Annotated in this window: 10 protein-coding genes; 5 read left to right on the top strand and 5 right to left on the bottom strand. The window is 47.7% G+C overall.

Annotated features, from left to right (window positions below; translation table 11 throughout):
* Window positions 1–85: 85 nt before the first annotated feature.
* Window positions 86–301, top strand: coding sequence for a hypothetical protein (locus HMPREF9069_RS07860; protein ID WP_021626724.1), 216 nt, complete (start codon window positions 86–88; stop codon window positions 299–301).
* A gap of 216 nt (window positions 302–517) precedes the next feature.
* Here the strand turns inward: HMPREF9069_RS07860 and HMPREF9069_RS07865 are convergent, their stop codons facing one another.
* Together HMPREF9069_RS07865 and HMPREF9069_RS07870 are read right to left on the bottom strand one after the other, a co-directional pair.
* Window positions 518–1,189: a transaldolase family protein gene (locus HMPREF9069_RS07865; protein WP_021626725.1), complete on the bottom strand. Its 672-nt coding sequence runs from the start codon at window positions 1,187–1,189 to the stop codon at window positions 518–520.
* Window positions 1,190–1,242: 53 nt separating this feature from the next.
* Entirely contained in the window at window positions 1,243–3,657 is a 2,415-nt protein-coding gene (locus tag HMPREF9069_RS07870; protein WP_035438865.1) for a glycyl radical protein, read from the bottom strand.
* 107 nt (window positions 3,658–3,764) lie between these two features.
* Here HMPREF9069_RS07870 and HMPREF9069_RS07875 point away from each other — a divergent pair, with 107 nt between their 5' ends.
* Complete coding sequence (locus HMPREF9069_RS07875; protein ID WP_021626727.1) at window positions 3,765–4,673, top strand: glycyl-radical enzyme activating protein; 909 nt, start codon at window positions 3,765–3,767, stop codon at window positions 4,671–4,673.
* A 75-nt stretch (window positions 4,674–4,748) separates the two neighbouring features.
* Here HMPREF9069_RS07875 and HMPREF9069_RS07880 read toward each other — a convergent pair whose 3' ends face one another.
* Window positions 4,749–5,495: a DeoR/GlpR family DNA-binding transcription regulator gene (locus HMPREF9069_RS07880; protein WP_035438914.1), complete on the bottom strand. Its 747-nt coding sequence runs from the start codon at window positions 5,493–5,495 to the stop codon at window positions 4,749–4,751.
* Between the two features lie 86 nt (window positions 5,496–5,581).
* Here HMPREF9069_RS07880 and HMPREF9069_RS08935 point away from each other — a divergent pair, with 86 nt between their 5' ends.
* A complete protein-coding gene (locus HMPREF9069_RS08935; RefSeq protein WP_021626729.1) occupies window positions 5,582–6,181 on the top strand; it encodes a metal-dependent hydrolase in 600 nt (199 codons plus the stop codon).
* 491 nt (window positions 6,182–6,672) lie between these two features.
* On the top strand, window positions 6,673–8,595 hold the full coding sequence (locus HMPREF9069_RS07890; RefSeq protein WP_021626730.1) for a C69 family dipeptidase: 1,923 nt from the start codon (window positions 6,673–6,675) through the stop codon (window positions 8,593–8,595).
* Window positions 8,596–8,686: 91 nt separating this feature from the next.
* On the opposite strand, the gene pyrG (HMPREF9069_RS09865) is transcribed toward HMPREF9069_RS07890, so the two are convergent.
* Together pyrG (HMPREF9069_RS09865) and pyrG (HMPREF9069_RS09870) are read right to left on the bottom strand one after the other, a co-directional pair.
* Window positions 8,687–9,391, bottom strand: coding sequence for a CTP synthase (gene pyrG, locus HMPREF9069_RS09865; RefSeq protein ID WP_021626731.1), 705 nt, complete (start codon window positions 9,389–9,391; stop codon window positions 8,687–8,689).
* Entirely contained in the window at window positions 9,378–10,328 is a 951-nt protein-coding gene (pyrG, locus tag HMPREF9069_RS09870) for a CTP synthase (RefSeq protein ID WP_502685284.1), read from the bottom strand. Before pyrG (HMPREF9069_RS09870) ends, pyrG (HMPREF9069_RS09865) begins: the two co-directional genes overlap by 14 nt.
* A gap of 634 nt (window positions 10,329–10,962) precedes the next feature.
* Here pyrG (HMPREF9069_RS09870) and HMPREF9069_RS07905 point away from each other — a divergent pair.
* Window positions 10,963–11,514, top strand: coding sequence for an NADPH-dependent FMN reductase (locus tag HMPREF9069_RS07905; protein WP_035438866.1), 552 nt, complete (start codon window positions 10,963–10,965; stop codon window positions 11,512–11,514).
* The last annotated feature ends 95 nt before the right edge of the window (window positions 11,515–11,609 follow it).

Below are 11,609 nucleotides of genomic sequence, written 5' to 3' on the forward strand. Positions count from 1 at the left end.
AACCCCAGATAAAAACTAGCGCAAGGGCGCATTTTGAACCCGACGCAAGTAAAAAGATGCATTATGAACCGCCTGTGGGGGAAGCATGGTTGGAAAGGTGCATATTGAACCCGTTGCGGCCACTTTTTCACAGGCGGTTCAAAAGCGTACTGAGTGCGCGAGAAAAGGCCAGGTAAAAATTGGCGCAAGGGTGCATTGTGAACCGCCTGTGGGTAAAAGGGTGCTTATTGAACCTGATGTGGGTAAAAAGGTGCGTATTGAACCGGATGTGGGGAAGGCGCAGGTAAAAGGTGCATGTTGAACCGCCTGTGGAGGGAAGGTGCGTCCAGAAAGGTATTTGACAAATCGCTTATGGGAGATGGGCGTGGTTGGAAGAATGCTGTATGAATTGCCTCCCAGTCCTTGGACACCAGGAATGGGAGGCAATTTGGGGTTGCGATTATGGCCATGGTTGGCAATAGTCAAATATCAAGTAGTGCACATGAGATGCAGAAAGCAGTGCAAAAGGCGTCGAAAATTACGCTTCGAGAGTATTGCGACCGTAAGCCTTCTGCCAGTTGGCGGAAAACTCGTCAACGGCGATAGTGGTACCAGGGTGATCAATCATGGCACGGATGACATCGGGAGCAACGGTCAAAGCGGGGCAACCTGCGGCGAGCAACTGATGTACCTGATCGACATTTTTGAAGGAAGCAGCGCAGACCTTGGAGTCGATATTGTAAATTGCCAGCGTATCCACGAGCTCAGCTACCTGGCCAACACCATCGCCGTAGTTGCACATACGATTGACGTAAGGAGCCAGATAATCTGCACCAGCTTTGGCTGCCCAGAACGCTTGGTCGGGCGAATAGATACCCGTAGCCAAAATATTGATGCCCTCTGCCTTGACGGCAGGTATTGCCCGCAGACCCTCGCGACTTACAGGAATCTTGACTAACATGTTTTTACCGCCACGTAAAGAAGCGATCATACGAGCCTCTTTGAGGATTCCTTCATAATCGGTGGCAATTACCTGCACAAAGACCTTTTGATCTTCGCTGAGCTCCTCAAAAATATCGGCAAGCGCCTGTTCGGGAGACTTACCCGATTTAGTGAGAATAGTGGGGTTGGTTGTTACGCCATCAATAGGAAGAATGGCATTGAGTTCCTTGATGTCTTCGATGTTTGCGCTATCGATAAAAAATTCCATGAGACCCCTCCGTTTGCCTGTGTGCCTACTGCACAACTCAAGCTCTATCTTACTTATATTGTCTGTTCGGTACGTCCAATAATGTCATCCTGTGTTGCTTTTGAAAGTGCGTTAAAGAAGGCACTATAGCCAGCTACGCGCACAATCAAATCCTTGTGGTTTTCGGGATGTGCCTGGGCGTCAAGCAGAGTTTCGCGAGACACCACGTTGAACTGTACATGATAGCCATGCAGGCGGTTAAAGAAGGTACGCAGCATCATTTCGAGCTTTTGCTTGTTTTCCTCGCGAGAAAGCATCATGGGTGTAACTTTTTGATTGAGCAAAACACCGCCGGTAATCTTTTCGGTAGGAAGCTTGGTGATGGATTTAAAGACCGCCGTGGGTCCCTGCTTGTCACAGTTGTGAGCAGGACTACAACCCTCGGCAAGAGGTGCATGTGCGTGACGTCCGTCGGGGGTTGCCATGGTGCCCATACCCTGGCCAACGTTTGCGGAAATAGAGCTTGTGCCAGCATAGCGGATGCCACCAACAGGTCCACGCATATAGCGAGTCGAAGGATAATGCTCAATTTCTTGGATATAAGGCTCGTAGGCCTCGACTGCAAGTTGGTCGACATAGTCATCGTCGTTGCCATACTTGGGAGCATTTTCAATGAGCAACATTTGAATGCGCTGGCTCTCTTCAGATTGGAAGTCGTCGAGGATGGCATCCCACAACTGCTGTGTAGTGATGGCTTTCTCTTCAAAGACAAGTTTTTTGATAGCAGCAAGACTATCTGCCATGTTGGCAAGGCCTACCTGCAATCCAGAGATAAAGTCATAGACGGCACCGCCTTCTTTGATAGTTTTGCCGCGAGCAATACAGTCATCGGTGAGTGCCGAGCAAAGCACGTCGGGAACATCGTGCTCGGAAGCCTTGTCAATAAAGTTCTCAACAATGACAGAGTAGCGGGTCATTTCGCGAATCGTGCTGTCCCATGCGGCAAAGAGCTCATCGTAGCTTTGCATATCGGTGAAGTGACCATAGTCTTTGGTGAAGCGTCGACCGCTCGTGAGATCCACACCACCGTTCATTGCGCAGAGCAACAGGCGAGGGAAATTGAGATAACTCATGCCAGTGCAGCGATAACCCCACTTGCCAGGAACCGCAGTCTCAACGCAGCCGATTGCAGAGTAGTTATAGGCGTCTTCTTCAGCGACGCCCCAGTTGATAAATGAGGGGATGATGACTTCGTCGTTGTTGAGGGCGGGCATACCAAAGCCGAGTTTCATCACTTCAACGCACTCGTCTAAGAATTTCTTGTCGATATTGGCGTGATAGCGCACAGTGAGATTGGGCTGGGTCAGGCGGGTTTGTGCAACTGATTGCAGCACAAGATAGGACAGCTCATTAACTGCATCTTTGTGCTCGGTGGTTTGGCCGCCAATGGTGACATTTTGGTACATGGGGCTGCCAGCTGAAGATAGCGTATGCGATTGACTGCGGATTTTTTGGACAGTCAGAGACTTAATCCAGAGATTAGTAAGCAGTTCAAGCGCTTCGTCGCGAGTGATGGTACCGCTTGCAAGATCTGCTTGGTAATAGGGCAGCATGTACTGATCAAAACGGCCATAAGAGAGTGAGTGACCGTTGGACTCAATCTGTAGCAAAACCTGGGAGAACCACACGGTTTGAATGGCTTCGCGGAAGCTGTTTGCGGGTTCATAGGGAACCTTGGCGCAAATCTCGCTCATACGGGTAAGCTCTGCCTTGCGGATGGGGTCGGTCTCAGCTTGAGCAAGCTCAAAAGCAAGATCAGCATAGCGCTGAGCCCAGCGACGGGTGGCCTCAATTACAATGAGAACGGCACGATAAAAGGCCAGCTTATCAACAGATTCGGGATCGGTGAGATCAAGCGCTTCTTTGGCTGCGCGCGCACGTTCCTCATAGCCGCGTAGACCCTCACGTAGCAGGCGGGCATGATTGATGGCGAGGTGAGCATCACCTGCATTGAGTTTACCCTCCATGCCAAAAAGACCCGTCTCCATAAAGACTGAAACCTCGTCGGGAAGCAGAGCCATACCGCGATCGCGCAGAGTGTTGTTTTCCCAATATGGTGCAATCTCACGAATACGAGCTTTGTCTTCGTCGGTTACATAGAAAACATCGCCGTCACGTTTGTCAAAAAGATCCAGCTCATCCATGACAAAACCTAGTGTGTACTCGGGAAACACTGGTGCATTGCAGTTTTTGCTTGCTTGATTTCCTGCGAGCAGCGTTTTGTCCTCAATATAAATGCTCATGTTGTCCAAAATATGAGCGAAAGAGAGAGCACGGCGGAGAACGGGAGGTTGGTTTGTGCTCTGCTTGTAAGACTCAGTGCAGAGAACAGCGCGCTCAGCGTCAACAAAGGGCTTTTCATCGAGCACTTCTTTGCGGAATGCCTGCATGCGTGCAGTCAAAGAACCAAAGTGCTTGGAATTCTCCATGGCCTGCTCCATTTCATAAAAAAGCTTGAAAACTTTCGAACGTAAGTTTATGATAACAAGTCAAGAGGGGCTGTCAAGCAAAAAAACAAGTTGTGCAGAGGATATATATGCAGTTGGCAACCATATTTAACATCCAAAAATTCAGCCTTAATGATGGCCCTGGAATTCGCACGGTAGTGTTCCTTAAAGGTTGTCCTTTACAGTGTTTTTGGTGTTCTAACCCCGAAAGCCAAGTGCGCCGTCCGCAGTTGGAGTGGAAGGCGGACGCCTGCGTTGAATGTGGCGCTTGTATAGCTGCCTGCCCACAAGCAGGGCTGTCAACAACAGCAGGTAAGCGGCACGTAAATATAAACGCAGTTGATGGCTCATCTGAACTTGCAAAGCAGATGGTAGATGCATGTCCAGGACATGCACTGTCCTTGGTGGGAAAGACGCAGACAACAGAAGAGGTTCTCAAAGTCTGTCTGCAGGATAAGCCTTTTTATGAAGACTCGGATGGTGGTGTTACGCTGTCTGGCGGCGAAGCAATGCTCTGGCCTGAGTTTGATATTGAGCTCCTAAGTCTGTTGCAAGCTGAGGGAATAGATACGTGTATTGAGACCGAAGCTTACGTTTCAAACAAGGTCTTTTCTGCGGTGGCGGAGCATCTTGATCACCTGCTGATTGATCTTAAACATGGAGATCCACGTGCGCATAAACGTGGAACAGGTGAGACAAACGAGCTACCCCTAGAAAATATTCGTTGGGCACGGGAAGCGGGTAAGGATGTGCTGATACGAACGCCGGTTATCCCTCGCTTTAATGACTCAGTTGAGGATGCAAAGTGTATGGCAGAAATCCTTGCTGAGTTGGGACTAGAGCGTGTGCAGTTGCTGCCTTTCCACAACTTTGGCGAAAGTAAATACGCTCTGCTTGAGCGCGACTACCAACTGTCAGGAGAGAAAAATCTCTCAAGTGACGACTTGGTAGCCTATACTCAAGCGTATGAAAGCGCAGGCATACACGCCTTTTTCTAGCTTCTCTGTTCGTCCGTTAGGGTAATTAAATACCGACAAATAAGCAGAGATGTGGCATCTCGTGTGGGCGAACTGTTAGGCAAGTGCGATATGAATCCCGAGTTTTTTGACTTTGCGACGGTCGGCAGCACTGATGCCAGCGTCAGTAACAAGATGTATCGGCTTGTTTTCAAAGCGCAAAGGCACCGCTCCATATTGGTGAAACTTCTCGGATTCAGTCAGTACAACTACTTGGGCTGCTGATTCTGCCATGGCAAGTACTGCTTCAGCGCGAAACTGATCCCCGTTAGTAAATCCTATGCCGTCAAGCCAACCATCGGCTCCAATAAAAAGTCGTTCTACAGCAAAGGACTTTACGCAGCTACGCAGAAGTGGACCTACGGTAACCTGAGAATCACTCTGGACAGTACCACCCAGTAGCACTGTTGTGATATTGGGGGAGTCACGCACATACGTGCTGATAAAAACGCTATTGGTGATGATGGTGACGCCTTGGTGTGTATCCGCCAACTCGCGGGCAAGCAGAGCACAACAACTGCCACTTTCAATCATGATAGTTGCGCCATCGGATACCGATTCGGCTGCTCGTTTGGCGATGCGGAGTTTTTCTTCATAGTGGTAGGCAAGACGTCCGGCGACATCATTGGGATTTGAAAGCAAAGCAAAGCCGTGTTCGCGTAAAGCAAGACCGCGTGTTTGTAGGGAGTCTAGATCTTTGCGCATGGTAACGGTTGAAACGCCAAAATGCTCAGCGAGAGCAGAAACCTCAATTTTCTTTTCACTGGTTAGCAACTCAAGAATCTGAGCATCACGCTTGGACATAAAACTCCTATCGAAGGAAAAATGAGCAAAATCACTTTCATATGAAACCATGATATATTTTTTCTTGTAAAAGGTGGTGAAGACGGATGATGGGCAAAACCCACATAAGTGTTGGTATCGCAGCGGCGCTCTTTGTGTCACAGCCAGCGAGTTCTGCCGCCTGTCTTGCCACCGTCCTTGCGGGCGCACTTGGCTCAATTACACCTGATATTGATGTGCACAACAGTCGCAGTCGTGATGCTCTCATTGCTCGTCTTATCGTAGTGGGGCTGGCTATAGTTAGTTTTGGTATTGATCGTGCTTTAGGCGCACAGCTCTGGGCATATATTTCTCAAATTCAGCTTAGTCAACAGGCCATAGGGCTGCTTGGCTTTTTTGGGCTTTGTGCCATTGGCAGATTTACGCCGCATCGGAGTTTTACTCATTCGGTGCTGGCGCTTGTACTATTTTCGTTGGCACTAGGTCTGGTGCTGCCGATGGCAATTCCTGCTTTTGCGGCCGGGTACGCCTCGCATTTGTTGCTTGATTTGCTTAACAAAATGCCGATGAATTTACTATTTCCTTTGGAGTCGGGTTGGTGTCTGCATCTATGCCATGCTGACGGGCTTACCAACAAGGTATTAATGGTTGCTGGTTTGGTGGGCGACATTGTTTTGCTTACCCTTTGTATTGAAAAATTTATCTAGAAATATCCTATTCGTAAGAGTCTAAATTAATAAAGCTATATCCATATATTTAGTACTTTCCTCTAAAAAGATGCAGTAAGAATTTACCGACATCTGCCGCAGTAAACAGCAATTAGGTTCACTTTTCATCAGCCTCTCAGCAAAAGAGTTCCTAATTCTTTTTGACGTGACAAAAGCCCAGTTGATTTTTGAGGCAATGATGCTTTAGGAACCTTTTCGAGCTTTCTGCAGTTTTAGGGACCTTTTTTTACAAGCAGAACATCTGAAGCAGGCACTATCTCATGACTGTGTAAGCTATAAATTCCCCAAACACAAAGTAACCCTGATTAACTATTTTATCTGCTAATGACAGCTCACGGAATCTATTGCCCCGCTCACCGTATTGAGAGCGATTTATGCAATATTTCCAAAGCGTTTCGCTATCGTGAGCCTTGACCGTTTCGCTTTTGCAGAGGAAGCATAAGGCTTCCAAGTTGAGAGGAGACTAGCTCATGCACAAGAAGTTTAGATTCTCTAAGGCAACCCGCGTTCTCATCGTTGCTGCAACTGCAGTATCGATTTCGGGTATTCCCCAGACCGCTCTTGCCTGTACCCAAGTCTATGTAGGCTCCGAACTTACCACTACTGGTGATACGTTCTGGGGCCGTGCAGAGGACTACGCTAATCGTTACCCCAAGGCTTTTGGCATTGCTCCTGCCACCAAAAATGGCAAAGTCATTCAGAGCTACGAGAATGACATCGATCCCAAGGCAAGCTTCTCTTACAAAATTGATGGTCCTACGTTCCGTTATACCTTTGTTCGTGATACACCTGACAATTGGACCGAAGCAGGGGATGTAGGTGCCAAGGCTTATTCCGAGGCTGGTACCAATGAGAAAGGCGTCAGTGTTTCCGCAACTCTGACCACCAATATGAACGAAGCTATCGATAAGGTTGACCCTCGTATCGATACGGGTATTGGTGAGTACAGCATCAACGACTTTGTGCTTTCTCAGGCTTCTACCGCTCGTGAGGGCGTTGAACTGCTTGGTAAGGTTATTGATGAGCAGGGATCTCAGGATTGCAACCAGATTGTTATTGGCGATGCAAACGAGACCTGGATCTTTACTCAGCTGTCTGGCAAGCAGTGGATTGCTGTCAAGATGGCGGCCGACCAAGCTTCTGTAAATCCCAATATGGACAATCTCAAGTTTGATGTTGACCTTGAGGATAGCAAGAACTGCTTGCACTCCAAGGATCTTAAAAAGGTTGCCGAAGATGCAGGCACCTATGTTGAAAAAGATGGCAAGATGGACGTTGCTGGTTCTTATGGCAGCAGTTCTGAGGATCAGGGTGTAGGTCAAAATACCCGTTATGTCCAAGGACATCTTTTCTTTGGTGAGCAGCTCGTTGAGGGTACCGACTATACCGTTGACAAAGACGGTGCTGTTGCTACCGTTGCTAACTCCACTTTCTATGTTAAGCCTGCCGAGAAGGTTGATACATTCACGGCTTTGCGCTCCTTGGGCGCTCGTGGCGAGGGCACAGCGGTAGATGCCAACAAGAACGATAAGCTCTATTCAATTGGTAACAATCGCAACACCGAGAGCCATATCTTCCAGGTACGCAAAGGCCTGGATGCCGACATTGCAACCATTCAGTGGGAGGGTTTGTCCCGCAGTGAGTTCACCCTCTATATCCCTAGTTATTCTGCATTGCTGACTGAAGTCGATCAGGATATCTACCCTAACGAGGTTGCATACGATACCTCTCATGTGGGCGAGAATATGGAGTATAGCAAAGACAAGGATGGCAATAGGGTTGACGATAAGACCAAAGCTGAGTCCAACGAGAAACTTGCTATGGAGGATTCTGGCAAGAAGTACCTGGATTACGATTTGATGGATCTTAATACTCTTGCTTACAACCACCGCAAAGATGTTGCTGAGGGCGTCCATGCATATCTTGATGTCTTGCAAAAAGATATTATTGCTCAGCATGAAACCGTCGATGCTCAGATGAAAGATGTTAAAGACGGTAAGGCTCGTATGGCCTTTGCGAACAAGGCTCATGATGTTGTATCCGAGCAGGCACAAGCCAAGATTCATACTCTGGTACAAGAAGTACGCGACTACCTGAAGGCTGGGGATACCTCCAAACCTTTTGCCGCAAGCGATCTCGCTGAGGGTAAGCTTGCTACTGCTTTGACCTATGCTGATGAGCTAGCAAAATTTGATGCTGATGCTGCTGCTAAGGATGTTGTCGAGCCGGTTGAGGAGGAGAATGTCAAGCAGGAAGCTCCTGCTGAGGGTTCCGCAGACAGCAAGAAGGCCGACGAGACACGCTCTGTGCCCGCTGGCGTTATTGGCGTCATCATTGCTGTTGTAGTAGCAATTGCTGGTTTTGTTGTTTACCGTGGCCGCAATAAGGAGTAGCAAAGATATTCCGCTTTAAGTACTAACAAAGCTCGGGTGCCACTCTTTATGGAGTGACACTCGAGCCTTTATGTGGTGGAGCTTTTGCTGCTTATGCGTAGTATGCTTTCGTACTCTTTGTCTTTGCTTGAAATGCTATAGCTGCTTGAATGAGGCTACGGAACAAGGGATGTGCACGGTTGGGACGCGATTTAAATTCAGGATGTGCCTGTGTTCCAATAAAGAAGAGATGGCCTTTAAGCTCAATCATTTCGACGGTGCGATTGTCGGGTGAAATGCCCGAAAGTATCATGCCAGCATCCTGCAATTCTTGACGGTAATCATTGTTAACCTCATAGCGATGTCTATGACGCTCAGATATGTACTCTTGACCATAGAGGCTATATGCAATGGTGCCCTTTTTAAGTACGCAGGGATACGCTCCAAGGCGCATTGTGCCGCCTAGGTCAGTAACGCTCTTTTGTTCGGGCATCAAGTCAATAACGGGATAGGAACTTTCAGTATCAAATTCTGCACTTGCTGCGTCGGTATGCTGAAGGACATTTCTTGCAAAATCTACTATTGCCATTTGCATGCCAAGACATATGTCAAGGTAAGGGATCTGATGTGTTCGCGCGTAGGTTGCAGCATAAATAATTCCTTCGACACCTCTGCCTCCAAATCCGCCGGGGACAATGATGCCATCAACATCAGCAAACAACGCATCGGCAGACTCGGGAGTTAAATCCTCAGATTCAATCCAAGTAATGGATATCTGAGCGCGATTTGCAATGCCACCATGTTTAAGTGCTTCCACAACAGAGAGGTATGCGTCGTGAAGTTCGGTGTATTTTCCCACCAAGGCGATAGTGATACTTTTTTTCAGGATGTCTCAAAGACCACGACAGATGTTTCCACTCTTCCAAGTTGGGCTGGGGACATGCAAGCCTGAGGCAGGACAAAACGCGCTCTGCCAGGTGCTCTTTTTCCATAGCAAGGGGTACATCATATAAGTATTCAACATCTAGGTTTTCGAGCACATTTTCTGCGAGTACATTGCAGAAAAGTGCAATCTTATCTTTCATTGAATCGGAAAGGGGATGCTCAGTGCGACATACTAAGATATCTGGTTGAATACCAAGTCCCTGTAGATTCTTGACACTCATTTGCGTTGGTTTTGTTTTTAGTTCGCCAGAAACCTTCAGGTAGGGGATAAGGGTGACATGAATCATGATGACATTGTCGCGTCCCTTTTCCCATTGGAACTGGCGAATCGCTTCAAGGAAGGGTTGGCTTTCAATATCTCCAACAGTTCCGCCAACCTCAATGATGGCGATTGTGTTGTCATCGGCATTACTATCGCACGCCTCTGCGTCATAAAAACTTGCCTTGATTTCGTTGGTGATATGGGGGATAACTTGTACGGTGCCTCCGCTGTAATCACCATGTCGTTCTTTATTGAGTACCGACCAGTAAATCTTTCCAGATGTCACGTTGGCGTGGCAATCAAGGCTTTCATCAATAAAGCGCTCGTAATGACCCAAATCCAAGTCGGTCTCAGTACCGTCGTCTGTGACAAATACCTCACCATGTTGAATGGGGTTCATCGTGCCAGGATCGATGTTGATATAAGGATCGAATTTCTGCATCGTAACTTTGAACCCGCGAGCTTTGAGGAGTCGCCCCAGTGAAGCGGCGGTAATTCCTTTTCCCAGTCCCGAAACGACGCCACCTGTTACAAAAACATACTTCATATTTATCCCACTGCCATGCATATATATATTTTGCATAGTTCTTTCTAAAACCAAATTTGACGCAAAGACTTGTGGTGGATATACATATGTTGTTTGGGTTATTCTGCGTAACGGTTATCGATAAAACTGATGCCGAGGAACCAAACGAAGGTATGATAGCTCAGCTTTTTGAGGCTAAAGCCCAAAGAGTGCAAAATTTGCACGGAACACGTTTAGGATTGTTGATGGGTTGTTGACAAGGATTATTGTCAACCTGGGGTGTTGGAGCGGCTTTGCTTGCCAAACGCCACGTTCTGTTTCAGAAAAAATGTCAAAAGCCACAGATCTCTTCAATGGCCTTCACGTTTGCGCAGGTAGATTTTTTGGGCGTGAAGAGATACGTGGCTTTTGGCAAAAAAAGTGAAGTAGAACGTGGCGTTTGGCAAGCAAAACCTTGTATAAGACTGGTGTCCTGGTAGTCATAATCTCATTTATCAAATCGATTCCAAACATACCTCCACACAGCTATGCTCCAAAAGTATGTTCAGAATGCGTTCTCGGGGTTGCATGAAAACCTAGTAGTTTGCTGGGTATAAAGACTGCATGTGTTCAAGCGAAAACGGCTCTGTGCCGACATAAAGAGAGGGATAACGCAATGAAGAAGACCATTCTTATGGTGCAGGGTTCCCTGCGCAAGCAGTCTTTCAATCGTCAGCTTCAGGTAGCCATTACCCAAGCTTTAGGTGATGCAGTTGAGGTTAAAGAACTTGACTTTGGCGATTTGCCTTTTATGAATCAGGATATTGAGTGGCCAACCCCTGAATCCGTTCAGCGTGTGCGCAACGAGTTTGCTGCCGCCGATGGTATTTGGATTGTCACGCCTCAGTATAACGCCAGCTATCCTGCAAATATCAAAAATCTTATTGACTGGATGAGCCGTCCTTCGGCTCAGGGCTCTTCTGACAAAGCAACCAAGGATAAGAAAGTCACCTTCTCTGGTATTGGCGGGAGGACTGCAACCCTGCAGATGCGCACCAAGCTCGGCGAGCTTCTTCCTTTTGTTGGTATGAATCCCATGGATGAGTTGGGTCAAGGCTATGCGGTCAATGGCTCTGCTTGGGGTGATAATGTAGTTGTTTTCTCTGATGAGCAGAAAGCAGCTATTCAGGCTCAGGCAGAGGCTTTCCTCAAGTTCATTGAGGCCTAAGCAAAACGAATACTAATTCACTACCTTTCCTTTGTGCGAGAAAACAGCATCCTATACGGGTGCTGTTTTTTTGGTGCGCCGAGCATGGCGTACTT

The sequence above is a fragment of the Atopobium sp. oral taxon 810 str. F0209 genome (assembly GCF_000466405.1).
Classification (GTDB): domain Bacteria; phylum Actinomycetota; class Coriobacteriia; order Coriobacteriales; family Atopobiaceae; genus Olegusella.